This window comes from Nesterenkonia rhizosphaerae, assembly GCF_039544555.1.
Classification (GTDB): Bacteria; Actinomycetota; Actinomycetes; order Actinomycetales; family Micrococcaceae; genus Nesterenkonia; species Nesterenkonia rhizosphaerae.
Map to the genome: position 1 here is coordinate 633,054 of NZ_BAABLW010000007.1, position 14,836 is coordinate 647,889.

Here is a 14,836-nt window from a genome sequence, read left to right on the forward strand (position 1 = left end):
CGGAAGAGGACCCCATGACAGTTGAGGCATTCGCATCCCAGGCCGCCGGCTCCGCCCAGGCGGCCCCTATCCTCCCCAGTTACATCGCCGGCTCCTGGTGGACGCCGTCCCAGCCGCAGCGCATCGCAGAAGTCCACGACGCCGTCACCGGCGAGCTGGTCTGTCAGGTCAGCACTGACGGGTTAGACACCGCTGCCGCCGTTGTCTACGCCCGCAGCACCGGTCAGGCCAGCCTGGGAGAGCTGACCTTCCACCAGCGTGCACTGCGCCTGAAAGAGTTGGCGCTGCATCTGAGCGAGCATAAAGAGACTCTCTACAACATCTCTGACCGCACCGGCGCCACGCGTAAGGACCACCTGATCGATATCGACGGCGGCATCGGCACTCTCTTCGCCTTCTCCTCGAAGGGACGCAAGGAACTGCCGAATTCACACGTCATCATCGACGGCGATATCGAGCAGCTCTCCCGCGACGGCAGCTTCATCGGTGAACACATCTATACCCGGCTCACTGGAGTGGCGGTGCAGATCAATGCGTTCAATTTCCCGGTCTGGGGCATGCTGGAGAAGCTGGCGCCGAGCTTCATCGCCGGCGTACCCACTATCGTCAAACCTGCCACTGCCACCGGCTACGTCACCGAAGCCTGTGTTCGGCTCATGCTTGAGTCTGGGCTGCTGCCCGAAGGGTCCCTTCAGCTGATCTCTGGATCTGCCCGGGACCTGCTGGACCACCTGGACCACCGCGATCATGTGGCCTTCACCGGTTCGGCGGCCACAGCGGCTGCGCTGCGCTCGCATCCGAATGTTCAGGAAGGCGGGGTGCGCTTCACTGCGGAGACTGACTCGCTCAACGCGGCGATTCTAGGACCCGACGCCGTGCCGGGGACGCCAGAGTTCGACGCATTCATCAAGGCTGTGGTCACGGAGATCACGGTGAAGGCAGGCCAGAAGTGCACTGCGATCCGGCGCGTCATCGTCCCCAGTGAACACGTGGATGCGGTCGTGGGCGCGCTGCGTGAACGGGTGGACTCCCGTGCAGTGCTCGGAGACCCGCGAGATTCGGAGACCACGGTCGGGGCGCTGGCATCAAAAGACCAGCAGGCTGAAGTGGCTCGAGCAGTGGAGAAACTCATCGCAGCGGGCGGCTCAGTCTGCTTCGGCGGGCCGGATGCCACATTGCAGGGGCGGCTTTCTGGCTCCGCAGACCCTGAAGCCGGTGCGTTCTATCCAGTCACGGCGCTGACCTTCCCTAAGCCGCGAACCCCGGAGGTCCACCAGGTTGAAGCCTTCGGTCCGGTGACCTCTGTGCTGGGCTACACCGACATCGACGACGCCGTCGACCTGGCAGCCCTGGGGGGAGGTTCGTTGGTGGCCACCGTGTGCACCCATGATCCCAAGATCGCCGCCGAGTTCGTGCGCGGAATCGGCTCCCACCACGGGCGGGTGCATCTGCTGGACCGCGACGACGCCAAGACCTCCACCGGACACGGCTCGCCGCTGCCGCATCTTGTCCACGGCGGCCCCGGCCGCGCCGGCGGCGGTGAAGAGCTCGGCGGAATCCGCGGAGTCAAGCACTACATGCAGCGCACCGCCCTGCAGGGAACACCTGATCTGCTCACCGGCATCACCGGAATCTGGCATCGCGGCGCGCAGGCCGATACTGCGACCCCGGAGTCGATCGCCGCGGGGACTGCTGTGCACCCTTTCCGCAAACCACTGGACCAGCTGCGTATCGGAGACCAGTTCGCTTCGGGGCTGCGCGAGGTGCGCCTTGAGGACATCGAAGCCTTCGCCGAGTCCACCGGGGATACGTTCTACGCTCATACGAACGAAGAGGCAGCCACAGCCAATCCGTTCTTCCCGCGCCGGGTCGCTCACGGGTATCTGCTGGTGTCCTGGGCTGCGGGGCTCTTTGTAGAGCCGGCGCCGGGACCGGTGCTGGCCAATACCGGCCTGGAGAATCTGAGCTTCCTGACGCCGGTGACCTACGGAGACTCCATCCGGGTCACCTTGACTGCCAAGCAGATCACCCCACGCGAGACCGACGACTACGGGGAGGTCCGCTGGGATACGGTGCTGCACAATCAGCACGATGAGATTGTGGCAACCTACGATGTCCTGACCCGGGTGGCGAAGAAGATGCCGGATTGGGCGCAGTAGGTTCAGGGCCGTGCTCGCTGAACTGCGCTGCCGAATGCAGAAGGGTCCTCATCAGAGGGTTGCCAGGTCATCGGCATCTCGGTCCTTCAGCAGGAGCAGGTCAGCAACGGTTCCAGTTCATTCACGGCGATCCCAGCGAGACCGTCCAGCCGGAGCGCGGTCGCGTTGAGCAGGCTGCCGTCCACTACTGCTGTCGCCAAGGACACGGAAACCTGAGGGTGGCCGCACGCATCGAGTAGATCTCGCAGCTGAGCATCCATCACTTCCCGGTGCTCCCGCATCCGCAGGGACAGCCTGTCAGACTCTCGGGCGCAGTCCATCACGAGACCCACATAGCCCTTCAGGCAGGTGTCACTGAGACGGGGTCCGTAGAAGGCCAGAACAAACAGCTCTGCCGCACGGCGAGACGGAAGCTCGGCCTCAGCCTCCCTGATGGCTCCGCGGGCCGCCTGTGCGCGTGCCTCCTCAAGCTGGTCTACAGCCGCCAGGAGGAGGTCTTCGCGACTGGAGAAGTAATAGCGGATTGACCCCAGAGGGGTTTGGGCCGCCTCTGCAACCTGCCGGTGAGTCACCGAGGCCATACCATCGCTGAACAATAACGACACGGCCGCATCCAGAATGGCCGCTCTCCGGGCTTGTCCACGGCCTTGAACCGCAGTCATGATGTTACCTTCCTCACAAAGTTGTACGTTCGTATCATTATGGTTGTAGTGTAAACCTTGACGACGCCGTAGTACCTCGAGCGTCGCACCCGCACTCCCCGCGTCAGAGGGCCGTCAAAGATAACTCCAAGGAACAAGCTATGAGCACCACTATGGCACCCGAGGTGACCCAGCGGGTGAAACCAACCGTAGTCCTGGGGCTTGCCTCCATCGTGGGCCTCGTCCCCTTTGCCATCGACATGTACCTGGCCTCCCTGCCCGACATCAGCCAGGAGTTTGCCGCCCCGGTGTGGGCCACACAGCTGACTCTCACTGGCTATCTGCTGCTGCTCGGAGCCGGGCAACTCGTGGCCGGTCCCATCACGGACGCCGTCGGCCGCCGAGGGCCTTTGATGGTTGGCTTGGTCTTGTTCGTGGCTGGCGCAGTACTGGCAGCACTGGCCCCCAGCATGCTGTGGCTGATCATCGCCCGCCTGCTTCAGGCGGTGGGCGGAGCCCTGGCCGCGGTGGTAGCGAACGCGACTGTCCGTGACAGGGCCTCTGGCGAGGGTGCCACGCAGCTCTTTGCTGTGCTGATGACGGTCACAGCCCTAGCTCCCATCATCGCCCCGGCAGTCGGTGGGTGGCTGGACGGGGCATGGGGCTGGCGTTCAGTTTTCTGGGCCCTGGCAGCCCTCGGTGCAGCGGTACTGCTGTACTGCGCGCTGTTCCTGAAGGAGTCCCACCCTGCCGAGAACCGATCAACGCTGGCCCTGGGATCGACGCTGCGAGGCTACGGGAGCCTGTTGACCTCACGGTCATTCGTGCTGCCGTGGGCAGCCATGGTCTCGATGTTCATGCTGCTGTTCGCCTATATCGGCGGTGCCAGCTACATCTACCAGGACGATTACGGAGTCAGCTCAGAAGCCTTCGGGCTGCTGTTCGCCTCCACTGGCATCGCACTGATGGTCGGGGCCTTCGCCGCCAACCGACTGGCCAAGACGGTGCGGCAGCACACCCTGGTCCTGACCGGAGTGGCACTCGCCGGCCTCGGCGCCGCACTGGCGCTGACCGTCGCCGTGACAGGTACACCTATCGGCGCACTCGTAGGCAGCATCGCCGTGATCATGCTGGGTCTGGGCGTCTCCGAACCAGCCCTGATGAGCAACGCGCTCTCCTCGGTCGAGGAGAACACCGGCCAGGCCGCTGCCTTGCTGGGTGCCGGGCAGTTCGTGCTCGGTGCCGCAGCCGCAGGCGTGACAGGGATGGTGGTGGCGTTTGGCCCTACTGCGTGGACAGCGCTCCTCCTGGCGATCGTGGCACTGGCACTGGCACTGAGCACCGGCAGCGCACGACACTACCGGTGAATCACCTCCCAAGACCGACCCTCCTCCGTAGAAGCCACCTCTGAAAGGAAATCAACACCATGGCAACACTCGGTAACTCAGACATCGACGTCTTCGGCCTGACCCTGGGCGGAAACACCTTCGGCTGGACCAGCGACAAGGACACGTCCTTCGCCGTACTGGACGCATACCTGGCCGGCGGAGGGAACTTCGTCGACACTGCGGATGTCTACTCCATTTGGGCTGAGGGCAACTCCGGCGGCGAGTCCGAGGCGATCCTCGGCGAGTGGCTGACCTCCCGCAACAACCGGAACGACGTCGTCATCGCGACCAAGGTCGCCCAGCATCCGCAGCGGCCGGGGCTTGCTCCCGCCAACGTCGTCGCGGCTGCGGAGGACTCTCTGCGCCGCCTGCGCACCGACTACATCGACCTCTACTACGCCCACCAGGAGGACCCTGAGACCCCTCTGGAGGAGACCGTGGCCGCCTTCGACTCGCTGGTCAAGGCCGGAAAGGTTCGCGCAGTGGCCCTCTCCAACTTCTCGGCCGAGCAGACTCAGCGCTGGATCGAGATCGCCCGAGAGACCGGCGCCGCCCTGCCCGTAGCAATCCAGCCGCACTACAACCTGGTGCACCGGGGCGATTATGAGGGCCCGCTTGCCGAGGTCGCCGCCGCTGAAAACCTCGCAGTGCTCCCATACTTCTCCCTGGCCTCGGGCTTCCTCACCGGTAAGTACCGCAGCCGCGATGACCTCGCCGGAACCAGCCGCGAGGCTCTGTCCTCGGGCTACTTCACGGCTTCCAACCTTGAGGTGCTCAAAGTGGTCGAGCGCATCGCCGAGTCACATGGCGTGGCCATTCCCACGGTGGCCCTCGCCTGGCTGCGCACTCGCCCCCAGGTGGTCGCCCCAATCGCCAGTGCCAGCCGGGTCGAGCAGCTCGATGCGCTGCTCGCCAGCGCCACCTTCAAGCTTCCCGAAGCCGACACGAAGGCTCTGACCGAAGCTTCGGACCAGGCTGCCTGAGCCGGGACCCGAAGTCAGTCCTCACCCACCCCCTCTAAACTACGGAGATTCCCCATGACACATATCACTATCCTCGGCGGTACCGGGTACGCCGGTGCCGCGATCGCCCAGGAAGCAGCCGGACGCGGCCACCAGGTCGTCTCGGTCTCCCGCAGCGTCCCGGCAGCCCTGCCTGCCGGCGTTGAGCACGTCGCTGGCGATGTCACCGACCAGCAGTTCCTCACACGCCTGGTCTCTGCGACCGAGCACATCATCCTGGCGCTCTCACCGCGCGGAACTATGGAAGGCCACGTCCGCGAAGTTGCCCAGGCCCTCATCCCGCTGGCCGCAGCTGCCGGCGTGCGGGTCGGGGTTATCGGCGGGGCCGGTTCCCTGCGGGTCAGCCCCGAGGGCCTGCGGCTAGTTGACACCCAGGAGTTCCCGCCGGAGTTTCGAGCAGAAGCACTGGAGCTGGCCGAGGTATGGTCCCAGCTGCGGGAGACTGAGCACGACCTGGACTGGTACTACATCTCGCCGGCCGCTGGTTTCGGGGCTCACAACCCCGGTGAGCGGACCGGGAAATACCGCACGGATGACTCCGGTGTGCTCCTCACTGACGCTGACGGCGCTTCAGAGCTCTCCGCAGAGGACCTGGCGGTCGCCGTCGTCGACGAGGTCGAGATGCCCAAGCACCGCAAGGCCCGCTTCGCTGTCGCCTACTGAGCAGCTGGGTCTTCCCTGATTAATGCCTTTGGCTCGGCGTCCAGTACCGCCGGGCCAAAGGCATTTCAGCGTCCTACCCGTGACTAGGGGAGCTATTTGCCTGTGAAGGAGGGCTTCCGCTTGGCTTGGAACGCAGCGAAGCCCTCGGCATAGTCCGCGGAGTCGCATAGTCGCCCCTGGGCGCGATTCTCATCGCTTAAGGACTCCCAGAGGCCAATGCGCTCGTCACGGATGCGAGCAACCAGCGCCTTGGACTCCCGGAACGCCAAGGTGGCACCCGAAGCAGCGCGCCGCGCCTTGTCCCGGGTGAACTCCAGGAGCTCCTCGCGGGGCACTGCACGGGAGAACAGTCCGGAATGGACCGCTTCGGCCCCAGACATCAGTTCTGCGGTATAGATCAGGTCCAGAGTGCGGTGGGCGCCCAGGCGCTCGACGAACAGCGCATGGCCTCCGGAGTCCAGCGTGGCGCCCAGGGAAGCAAAGGGGGAGCCGATCTTGGCGTCCTCGGCGACATAGACCACATCAGTGGCAATGGCCAGTCCCAGGCCAATCCCCAGGCAGGCCCCCTGGACCGCAGCGAAAGTTGGCGCCGGGAACGCTGCTATCCGGCGCAGCACCGGGGTGACTGTGTCGCTTAAGAAGGCGTAGGCGTCGTCGGTGGACGGGTCCACGGCGGATATGTCCCGGCCCGCGCAGAATCCTCGGCCTGCGCCATGCAGCAGCAGAGCGCGCACCCCTTCGGCTTCCGCCTGGGTGTAGGCCTCGCCGAGCTGGGTGAGAGCTTCTGCATCCAGGGAGTTCAGTTTCTGCGGTGCGTTCAGCTGCACTTCGGCGATACCGCCGGAGATACTCAGCTCGATCATGATCTGCCTTCCTGATCAGTGCGGGGATTCAGGCGTCGTAGTCGACGACGAGCTTGTCCGAAGTGGGTCGAGTCTGACAGGTGAGCACATAGCCGGCGTCTAGTTCCTCCGGCTCCAGCGCGTAGTTCTCCTCCATCTCGAACTCGCCGCAGAGGACCTTCGCCCGGCAGGTCCCGCAGACTCCACCGGCGCAGGCGAACGGCACATCTGAGCGCGAGCGCAGCGCCGCGTTGAGGACGGTTTCCCGCGCCGCCACCGGGGACTCGACCTTTCCGGTGAGACCATCGAGCGTGAACTCGATCGCCAGGCTCTTACCGCCGGGATCTGCTTCCACTGTGCGGCCCTGATGTCCTGTGGGCCGATCCGGGCGCCCGGTGGTGAAAAGCTCAAAACGCACTTTCTCCGCGGGCACACCACGGGCCGAGAGCTCATCGCGGACCAGCTGAACCAGTTCAAACGGGCCGCAGAGGAACCACTCGTCGGTCTGCTCGGTCAGCAGTACCTCATCAAGCAGCACACCGAGCTTCTCCGCGTCGAGTCGGCCAGTGAACAGCGGATTCAGCCGCTGCTCCCGGGAGAGGACGTGGTGCACCGCGAAGCGCCGCGGGCAGCGGTCCTTCAGATCCCCGATCTCCTCGGCGAACATCACATCGGTCGCCGATCGGTTGGCGTAGACCAGATCAAAGCTGGCATCGGGGGAGGTCGCCAGCACGGTCCTGATTATCGCCATGATCGGGGTGATCCCGGAACCAGCGGCGAATGCTGCCAGCCGCACGCCGGTCCGGCCGGCAAGCGCATCGGCAGCCACCTTCTCCGGACTGTTCAACGAGGTCATTGCGGTCTTGGAGATGAAGGCCCCGGAGGGGTTCATCACCTCGAGGACGTCCCCAGCTTGCAGATGCTCATTGGCCCAGGTGGAGAAAAGTCCGCCGATATCGCGTTTGATGGCGATGCGCAGCTCTCCGGGGACCGGTTCGGCGCATATGGAATAGGACCGGCGCAGCTGCTGGCCCTCCAGTGTGGTGCGCACCGCAATGTACTGACCGGGCACATAGCTGAATTCCTGTTCCAGCTCCGCGGGCACCTCGAAGGTCACCTCGATCGAGTCCGCGGTGAGCCTGCGCACCTGGGAGACCCGCAAGGAGGCGAATCTGGCACGCCGCGACGCGGGCGGATCCTGGGGGAGAGCGGGGGCATCTACTGTCATCAGAGCACCTTGAAATAGTCGAAGGGTTCCAGGCAGCTGCGGCACTGGTAAAGGGCTTTGCACGAGGTGGAACCGAACCGGGTCATCTCTTTGGTATTGAGGGAACCGCACCGTGGGCACTTCACGCTTAGGCCCACCCGCACCGGCCCAGCAGCTCGTCCGGTAGGAGGTGCGATTCCATATTCACGCAGCTTGGCCCGGCCGGTCTCGCTCATCCAGTCGGTGGTCCATGCCGGGCTCAGCACCGTGACCACCTCGACCTGGCTGAACCCAGCATCACTCAGCGCGGTCCTGATGTCTTCAGTGATGGTTTCCATAGCCGGACAGCCGGAGTAGGTGGGAGTGATCACCACATGGGCGACACCGCGCTGATCGCACGCGGCCGCGCGCAGGATCCCAAGATCTTCAATGCTCAGTACCGGGATCTCCGGGTCGGCCACAGTCGCCGCAGCGTCCCAGGCGGCCGCATCACGCGGCTCGGATGGCCTGATGCCTGATGGTCTCAGGGCCTGGGCCAGTGAAGCTGTGTCGCCAGTGGAGGTATGCGCTGAAGGGCCCATGACTGCTCTCTCACCAGGTCGCGCCGGGGTGCTGACGCGCGAGCACCTGCATCTCAGCCAGGATGAACCCGCGCTGTTCAGAGAACCGGCCGGTACGGTCAGCACCGCGAATGGCCGGGCCCTGCGGGAGATCCAGGCCAGCAGCCTCGATCCATTCGGTCAGCCCGCCTACGGTGTCCTCTCGCAGCGCTGACGGTGCCACGGCGATACCGGACTCCACCAGCTGCGGAATGGGATCGACGTCGATAAAAAGCTCATCCATGTAGGGCCACATCGCGTCCAGGCCGGCCTGCATGCGCCGTCGGGACTCATCAGTTCCACCGGCTAAGCGCAGGAGCCACTGCGAGGCATGGTCCACGTGGTAGTCCACTTCCTTCAGCGCCTTATCTGCGATGGCTGCCAGGGTTGTATCCGTGGAGTGCACCAGGCGGCGGTAGAGCTGGAGAGCGTAGCTGCTGAAGATCAGCTGCCGGGCGAGGGTAGCTGCGAAGTCGCCGTTGTCCTGTTCGACCAGTCGGCAGGAGCGGAACTCCTCCTCATCGCGGAAATACGCCAGATCATCCTCGCTGCGGCCCCAGGCTGTGCCGGCATAGCTGAGGAAGAAGCGGGCGTGCCCCAGCAGATCCAGGCCGATATTGGCTAAGGCGACGTCCTCTTCCAGCTCAGGTGCCTTGGAAATCCACTCACCCAGTCGTTGAGCGAGAATCAGCGAATCGTCGCCGAGGATGAGGGCATAGCGTGCGACGGCGTCGTCAGCGACTGCTGCTGAGGCGCGTAGTTCCTCCGGGGTGATGGCCTCACCCACTGAGATTCGGGTGGCCGAATCATGGGAGGCGAATCCACCTGCGTTCATAGGTGCTTCACCCCTTCTGACTGCGTGTAATAGGTGGCGTGCCGGTAGGTCTTGCCGCGCGGGGACTCGAAGAATCCATCTTTGGATGCCGGATCCGAGGCGGTGATGGCTTCGGCCGGGACCACCCAGATGGAGGTTCCCTCATTGCGGCGGGTATAGAGATCCCGAGCGTTTCGCACCGCTAGTGCGGCATCGGGGGCGTGCAGCGAACCAGCGTGTACGTGCGAGAGGCCACGAGAGGACCTGATGAATATCTCCCATAGTGGCCACAGGCTCTTATCCGCAGGGTCTGTCTCCACCACGCAACCGGCGGGCACCACTGCGGAGGCGGCACCCGGCTGCACACCGGTCTCTGGCTGTGTCATCAGTTCAGGGGACCTTTCTTATGTCACGAAATCTCAAAAGCGGCTTAGGCGCTCAGCAGGGTCTCTTCGGCGCTGCGGCGCTGGGCCTGCTTGGCGGCATAGGCTGCGGCGGCCTCTCTGACCCAGGCCCCTTCATCACGGGCCCTGCGGTAGTGGGCCAGCCGCTGGTGGTTGAGCGGACCTTCGCCTTTGATGACGGCGAAGAACTCATCCCAATCCAGGGCGCCATAGTCGTAGTGGCCGCGTTCCTCGTTCCACTTCAGGTCCGGATCCGGCAGGGTCAGTCCGAGGGCCTCGGCCTGGGGCACAATCATGTCCACAAAGCGCTGGCGCAGCTCGTCATTGGAGAAGCGCTTGATGTTCCACGCCATGGACTGCTGGGAGTTGGGTGACTCATCATCCGGCGGGCCGAACATCTGCAGGGCGGGCCCATAGGTGCGGTTCACAGCGTCCTGGGCCATCTGTTTCTGAGCTTCGGTTCCGTGGGAGAGAGCGTAGAGGATTTCCCATCCTTGACGCTGGTGGAAGGACTCCTCTTTGCAGATGCGTACCATCGCCCGGCCATAGGGGCCGTAGGAGGCCCGACACAGCGGCACCTGATTGGTGATCGCCGCGCCGTCTACGAGCCATCCGATGGCACCCACATCAGCCCAGGTGCGGGCGGGGTAGTTAAAGATCGAGGAGTACTTCGCGCGTCCGGAGTAGAGCTGATCAAGGACCTCGTCCCGTGGTGTTCCCAGGGTCTCTGCTGCTGAATAGAGATAGAGCCCATGGCCCGCCTCATCCTGGACCTTGGCCATCAGGACCGCTTTGCGTTTGAGCGAAGGGGCACGAGTGATCCAGTTTCCCTCCGGCTGCATGCCGATGATCTCCGAATGGGCGTGCTGCGAAATCTGCCGGACCAGGGTCTTGCGGTAGTCCGCAGGCATCCAATCCCGCGGCTCCACACGCATGTCTTCGGCGATGAGCCGCTCAAACTGCTCCCAGCCCACTTGGGCCTCATCGGCAGCCTCACGTGCCTGCTGAGCCAGCTGCTCGGCGTCGTCGTGGTGATCCAGAGCCTGCAGCGCCGGTGTATGCGTGGACATCATCAACCTCCTGAATTACCGACCGTTCGTTCAGTATAACAGCGCAGGTGAGATCTGCAACACATTTTATGCTTTGAGTTCAGCCTGCTGACCAACCTCAGAGGCGCCAGCCAACGCGCTGGGTTAGGTCCGTCAGGGCGGCCCTCAGGCCCGGTGGCGCAGTCCGTCCAGCAGCAGATGAACCACCGTATCTGCCAGTGGGGCAGCGGAGTCTGCGCGCTCAGGGCGGTACCAGTCGACGATCGAATTCACCATGCCCATGGCCAGGCGGGAGGCGGTTCTGGCGTCGACATCGTCCCGGAGGTCACCCTCTTCCTGTGCCTGCTGGATCAGAGCAGAGATGCGCAGGGTGATATCTCGACGACGTCGCAGCGCCTGGGCCTCCAGCTCTGAATTACCGCGCAGGCGCAGCAGCAGTGTGACAAAAGGCAGCGATCGGGTGAGCACGTTCACCGATTCCCGGATGATGGTCTCCAGCTCGTTGATCGCCGGGACATCTAGGGCTTCGGCATCGGAGACCACACGCTCTAGCTCCGCCAGAGAATGCGTCAGCGCGGTCTCCAGAATCTCTTCCTTGGACTTCACATGGTGATAGATCGCGGATTTGGAGATCCCCAGCTCCTCGGCCAGTACGCCCATGGAGGTGGCTTCGTATCCGTGCCGGTTAAAGACTTCTACGCAGACCCGTACCAGGCTGTCGCGGTCATAGCCGGGCCGACCTCTGCGTGAGGCGGCACCGGTTCGCGTGACAGGGCTGGTGGAGGCAGCAGAACGAGGCACGGGCTATTTCCTTACTGATCGGTCAGGCGGGATACCAGGTTAGCCCCTGCGGGTCTGCTAGCGACGGCGTTCGTCATAAACCCGGCGCAGTTTGCCGGATGAGCGCGCCAGCGACTCCGGCTCCTCCACGCTGACCTGACAGCTGGAGCCGATCTTGACTTTGATCTGCCGTGCGAGTTCGGCACCGGCAGCCTCAGCCTGTTCCCGGGGCACCTCTGGGCGGCGTTCGATTCGCACCGTCAGCTGGTCCATCGTGCTCGGGCGGGTCAGGCGCAGCTGGAAATGCGGTGACAGTTCGGGAACGCCCAAGGCGATCTCTTCGATCTGTGTGGGGAAGAGATTGACCCCGCGCAAGATGATCATGTCGTCGCTGCGTCCGGTGATGCGTCCCATACGGCGGTGCCCGGGACGGTCAGTGCCCGGCAGCAAGCGGGTGAGATCGTGAGTGCGGTAGCGGATCATCGGCAGGGCTTCTTTGGTCAAGGTGGTGAAGACCAGCTCTCCATGGTGGCCCAGCGGCAGAACCTCTTCGGAAATCGGATCAATGATCTCCGGCCGGAAGTGATCCTCCCAGATCACTGAGCCGTCCTGGCGCTGGGCCGACTCTCCGGCCACACCTGGACCCATAATCTCTGAAAGTCCATAGATATCGCAGGCAGTGATGTTGAAGCTGCGCTGGATCTCGTGGCGCATCTCTTCGGTCCACGGCTCCGCACCCAGAACACCGAGTTCCAGGGAAGTCTCGCGCGGATCCAGCCCGGCATGGCGGAACGCATCGGCCAGCGCCAGCAGGTAGGTGGGGGTGCAGAGAATGACTCGAGGCTTAAAATCCTGGATCAGTTGGATCTGCTTCTCGGTCTGTCCACCGGACATCGGGATGACCGTGGCTCCGAGTTTCTCAATGCCGTAGTGGGCCCCGAGCCCGCCGGTGAACAGCCCATAGCCGTAGGCATTGTGGACGATATCGCCGGGCCGGACGCCTGAGAAGCGCAGGCAGCGTGCCAGCAGCGTTGCCCAGCGGTCGATATCGCCCTCGGTGTAGCCCACCACCGTTGGTTTGCCGGTGGTTCCGGAGGAGGCGTGAATCCGGCGCACCTGCTCCATTGGCACGGCAAAGGACTGGAAGGGGTAGGCCCGGCGCAGGAACTCCTTGTCGGTGAACGGGAACTTCGAAAGGTCCTCCAGGGTCTGCAGGTCATCGGGACCTACGCCTGCGGCGTCGTAGAGCTCGCGGTAGGCGGCGATGTTCTCGTAGGCGTGACTGATGGTGGCCTGCAGGCGCTGAAGCTGGAGCGACTCAATGTCTGTTCGCGGCAGCAGCTCTTCTGCATCGGGCTCAGCACCCGGGGTGACCGGTGCAGCAGTGGCCGCATAGGCGGCCTGCACCGCGTTGGTCTGCTTCGCCACTGGCGAGACGGGACGGGAACCGGGGCCTGCCGGTGTTTCGCCTGCGGTGCGCTGTGCGGAGGGCAGTGGATCTGAAGCTGTGATGGTCATATGTCTCACCTCGCGGAAGGAGTCTCGGCGGACTCGGTGGCAGGGAAGGGGATTGTGCGGGAGCGTCCGCGGAAGACCGCGATGGTCTCGGTGCCGTGAGTGACGGTGACGTCATAGATTCCGCTGCGGCCGCTGCGGGAGACCTCCACTGCCTCGGCCACTAGCTCATCATCGAGCTTCGCTGGTCGCAGGAAGTTGATATCCACCCCGGAGGCCACGGTGATCGTGCCGTCATCGCCGTCGGGATGGTTGCAGGCCATGGCGAAACAGGTATCAGCCAAGGTGAAGATCATGCCGCCGTGGGCGATTTTGAACCCATTGGTCATCTCTTCCCGCACGCGCATACGCAGCTTGGCGTGCCCGGGCTCGGCCAGCAGAACCTCTCCACCGAGCCAGCGGGTGCAGGAGTCAGTCTCAAGCATCCTATGCCGGGGGCCGTCTGCGGGCATGGGCACACCATTGCCGGCTTTCTGGGCAGTGTGCTCAGCAGTCTCCTCAGCGGTGGCTGGGGTGGCAGTGCTGGGTGCAGGCATCCGGGGCTCCTTGCATCAATTCCAGACCGATTGGTCAGTAAGTCAACTCAAGCACCCTGAAAATGTGATGTCAAGCACATTTAGGCGGCTCTATAGGATGGCATCATGTCCGCCGGTCGCTACGCCCCCAGCCCCTCAGGGGACCTGCACCTGGGGAACCTGCGCACCGCCCTGTTGTCCTGGCTCTTTGCCGCTTCAACCGGCCGTCCGCTGCTGCTGCGCTTTGAAGATCTGGACGCCGGCCGGACCATCCCCGGCTCCGCCGAGCGTCAGTTCAAGGACCTGAGGGCAATAGGCATCACCTTCAGCGGCGAGCCACTGTGGCAGTCCCAGCGGCAGCACCATTACGAGGCCGCCGTGGCCCAGCTGCGCGAGGCCGGTCTGGTCTACGAGTGCTTCTGTACCCGCCGCGAAATCCAGGACGCGCCCCGGGCGCCGCACGCACCGCCCGGGGCTTATCCCGGCACCTGCCGAGATCTCGGCGATGCAGAACGTCGCCAGCGCCGCCAGCAGCGGCCTCCGGCGCTGCGGCTGAAGGCTGAAGCCGGCGAGTACCGGGTGGCTGACCTGCTGCTTGGCGAGGTCACCGGACTCGTGGATGATCTGGTGCTGGTGCGCAATGACGGCACTGCCGCATATAACCTCGCCGTCGTGGTGGACGATCACTTAACCGGTGTGGACCAAGTGGTGCGCGGAGATGACCTGGCCAGCTCCACCCCGCGGCAGGTGTATCTGCGCGGCCTGCTCTACGGGCAGCAGACCGCTGAGTCGGTGCAATATGCCCATGTTCCGCTGGTGCTCAACCGGCAAGGTCAGCGGCTGGCCAAGCGTGACGGCGCGGTGACTCTGGGGCAGCTGAGTGAGTTGGGACAAAGCCCGGAACAAGTCCGCGATGAGCTCCTGGCCTCGCTGGGGCTGCCGCGTGGTCCTTTGGAACAGTCTGTGGAGACTTTTGATCCCTCTCGACTGCCGAAGCAGCCATGGGTGTTTAGCCCTGCATCGCAAAAACGCGGCCCAAGTGAGTCCATATAGCGAAACGTTTCATCCTGACTTGCGGCCCGTGCCACAAGTGGGCTTCACTTATAGCCACGGTCAAGAGTGCCAGCGCAAAACCCCGGTTTGCTGGCCGGCAACCCTCCTTCGCGGTGGGGTGCCCCGGGTGACGACCAGGTCGCAGCGCAGAACCGCGCTGAGGCAAGCGCGAGTCATGAGGAGAC

15 protein-coding genes and 1 riboswitch are annotated in these 14,836 nt (G+C 64.2%); of the genes, 5 read left to right on the forward strand and 10 right to left on the reverse strand.

Translation table 11 applies throughout. The features are described 5' to 3' along the window. Positions 1 to 14: 14 nt before the first annotated feature. Positions 15 to 2,159, forward strand: a complete 2,145-nt coding sequence (paaZ, locus tag ABEA23_RS08580; protein WP_345477641.1) for a phenylacetic acid degradation bifunctional protein PaaZ — start codon at positions 15 to 17, stop codon at positions 2,157 to 2,159. Between the two features lie 86 nt (positions 2,160 to 2,245). Here the strand turns inward: paaZ and ABEA23_RS08585 are convergent, their stop codons facing one another. After that, on the reverse strand, positions 2,246 to 2,821 hold the full coding sequence (locus ABEA23_RS08585; protein WP_345477642.1) for a TetR/AcrR family transcriptional regulator: 576 nt from the start codon (positions 2,819 to 2,821) through the stop codon (positions 2,246 to 2,248). A gap of 140 nt (positions 2,822 to 2,961) precedes the next feature. Between ABEA23_RS08585 and ABEA23_RS08590 the strand changes: the two genes are divergently transcribed. From ABEA23_RS08590 to ABEA23_RS08600, 3 genes are read left to right on the forward strand one after another with little or no spacing between them, the layout of a single operon-like run. After that, positions 2,962 to 4,167, forward strand: a complete 1,206-nt coding sequence (locus tag ABEA23_RS08590; protein WP_345477643.1) for a Bcr/CflA family efflux MFS transporter — start codon at positions 2,962 to 2,964, stop codon at positions 4,165 to 4,167. A 59-nt stretch (positions 4,168 to 4,226) separates the two neighbouring features. Beyond that, the gene (locus ABEA23_RS08595; RefSeq protein ID WP_345477644.1) at positions 4,227 to 5,171 is read left to right on the forward strand and encodes an aldo/keto reductase; all 945 of its coding nucleotides are present in this window, start codon (positions 4,227 to 4,229) and stop codon (positions 5,169 to 5,171) included. 54 nt (positions 5,172 to 5,225) lie between these two features. Beyond that, a complete protein-coding gene (locus ABEA23_RS08600) occupies positions 5,226 to 5,873 on the forward strand; it encodes an NAD(P)-dependent oxidoreductase (RefSeq protein WP_345477645.1) in 648 nt (215 codons plus the stop codon). Positions 5,874 to 5,965: 92 nt separating this feature from the next. Here ABEA23_RS08600 and ABEA23_RS08605 read toward each other — a convergent pair whose 3' ends face one another. The 9 genes from ABEA23_RS08605 to paaI form a co-directional block, all read right to left on the reverse strand. After that, the gene (locus ABEA23_RS08605) at positions 5,966 to 6,736 is read right to left on the reverse strand and encodes an enoyl-CoA hydratase/isomerase family protein (RefSeq protein ID WP_345477646.1); all 771 of its coding nucleotides are present in this window, start codon (positions 6,734 to 6,736) and stop codon (positions 5,966 to 5,968) included. Positions 6,737 to 6,764: 28 nt separating this feature from the next. Then, positions 6,765 to 7,943, reverse strand: coding sequence for a 1,2-phenylacetyl-CoA epoxidase subunit PaaE (paaE, locus tag ABEA23_RS08610; protein ID WP_345477647.1), 1,179 nt, complete (start codon positions 7,941 to 7,943; stop codon positions 6,765 to 6,767). Further along, positions 7,943 to 8,503: a 1,2-phenylacetyl-CoA epoxidase subunit PaaD gene (gene paaD, locus ABEA23_RS08615; protein ID WP_425577150.1), complete on the reverse strand. Its 561-nt coding sequence runs from the start codon at positions 8,501 to 8,503 to the stop codon at positions 7,943 to 7,945. Before paaD ends, paaE begins: the two co-directional genes overlap by 1 nt. Before the next feature lie 10 nt (positions 8,504 to 8,513). After that, positions 8,514 to 9,356, reverse strand: coding sequence for a 1,2-phenylacetyl-CoA epoxidase subunit PaaC (gene paaC, locus ABEA23_RS08620; RefSeq protein WP_345477648.1), 843 nt, complete (start codon positions 9,354 to 9,356; stop codon positions 8,514 to 8,516). Beyond that, positions 9,353 to 9,721, reverse strand: coding sequence for a 1,2-phenylacetyl-CoA epoxidase subunit PaaB (gene paaB / locus ABEA23_RS08625; protein ID WP_345477649.1), 369 nt, complete (start codon positions 9,719 to 9,721; stop codon positions 9,353 to 9,355). The genes paaC and paaB overlap by 4 nt, the downstream gene beginning before the upstream one ends. A gap of 44 nt (positions 9,722 to 9,765) precedes the next feature. Continuing rightward, positions 9,766 to 10,809: a 1,2-phenylacetyl-CoA epoxidase subunit PaaA gene (gene paaA / locus ABEA23_RS08630; protein ID WP_345477650.1), complete on the reverse strand. Its 1,044-nt coding sequence runs from the start codon at positions 10,807 to 10,809 to the stop codon at positions 9,766 to 9,768. Between the two features lie 144 nt (positions 10,810 to 10,953). Beyond that, on the reverse strand, positions 10,954 to 11,589 hold the full coding sequence (locus ABEA23_RS08635; protein ID WP_345477651.1) for a TetR/AcrR family transcriptional regulator: 636 nt from the start codon (positions 11,587 to 11,589) through the stop codon (positions 10,954 to 10,956). A 57-nt stretch (positions 11,590 to 11,646) separates the two neighbouring features. Next, positions 11,647 to 13,086, reverse strand: a complete 1,440-nt coding sequence (locus ABEA23_RS08640) for a phenylacetate--CoA ligase family protein (protein WP_345477652.1) — start codon at positions 13,084 to 13,086, stop codon at positions 11,647 to 11,649. A 5-nt stretch (positions 13,087 to 13,091) separates the two neighbouring features. Continuing rightward, a complete protein-coding gene (gene paaI / locus ABEA23_RS08645; RefSeq protein ID WP_425577205.1) occupies positions 13,092 to 13,535 on the reverse strand; it encodes a hydroxyphenylacetyl-CoA thioesterase PaaI in 444 nt (147 codons plus the stop codon). Between the two features lie 186 nt (positions 13,536 to 13,721). On the opposite strand from paaI, the gene gluQRS reads away from it, so the two are divergent. Further along, positions 13,722 to 14,651, forward strand: coding sequence for a tRNA glutamyl-Q(34) synthetase GluQRS (gluQRS, locus tag ABEA23_RS08650; RefSeq protein WP_345478655.1), 930 nt, complete (start codon positions 13,722 to 13,724; stop codon positions 14,649 to 14,651). A gap of 58 nt (positions 14,652 to 14,709) precedes the next feature. Continuing rightward, positions 14,710 to 14,826, forward strand: a riboswitch (SAM riboswitch). Positions 14,827 to 14,836: the final 10 nt, after the last annotated feature.

Excerpts from the sequence above, each read along its gene's own strand:
- paaA (WP_345477650.1), bottom strand. The coding sequence starts at position 10,809 with ATGTCCACGCATACACCGGCGCTGCAGGCTCTGGATCACCACGACGAC.
- ABEA23_RS08605 (WP_345477646.1), bottom strand. The coding sequence starts at position 6,736 with ATGATCGAGCTGAGTATCTCCGGCGGTATCGCCGAAGTGCAGCTGAAC.
- paaE (WP_345477647.1), bottom strand. The coding sequence starts at position 7,943 with ATGACAGTAGATGCCCCCGCTCTCCCCCAGGATCCGCCCGCGTCGCGG.
- paaI (WP_425577205.1), bottom strand. The coding sequence starts at position 13,535 with ATGCCCGCAGACGGCCCCCGGCATAGGATGCTTGAGACTGACTCCTGC.
- ABEA23_RS08595 (WP_345477644.1), top strand. The coding sequence starts at position 4,227 with ATGGCAACACTCGGTAACTCAGACATCGACGTCTTCGGCCTGACCCTG.
- ABEA23_RS08600 (WP_345477645.1), top strand. The coding sequence starts at position 5,226 with ATGACACATATCACTATCCTCGGCGGTACCGGGTACGCCGGTGCCGCG.
- ABEA23_RS08585 (WP_345477642.1), bottom strand. The coding sequence starts at position 2,821 with ATGACTGCGGTTCAAGGCCGTGGACAAGCCCGGAGAGCGGCCATTCTG.
- paaC (WP_345477648.1), bottom strand. The coding sequence starts at position 9,356 with ATGAACGCAGGTGGATTCGCCTCCCATGATTCGGCCACCCGAATCTCA.
- paaD (WP_425577150.1), bottom strand. The coding sequence starts at position 8,503 with ATGGGCCCTTCAGCGCATACCTCCACTGGCGACACAGCTTCACTGGCC.
- paaZ (WP_345477641.1), top strand. The coding sequence starts at position 15 with ATGACAGTTGAGGCATTCGCATCCCAGGCCGCCGGCTCCGCCCAGGCG.
- ABEA23_RS08640 (WP_345477652.1), bottom strand. The coding sequence starts at position 13,086 with ATGACCATCACAGCTTCAGATCCACTGCCCTCCGCACAGCGCACCGCA.
- ABEA23_RS08590 (WP_345477643.1), top strand. The coding sequence starts at position 2,962 with ATGAGCACCACTATGGCACCCGAGGTGACCCAGCGGGTGAAACCAACC.
- paaB (WP_345477649.1), bottom strand. The coding sequence starts at position 9,721 with ATGACACAGCCAGAGACCGGTGTGCAGCCGGGTGCCGCCTCCGCAGTG.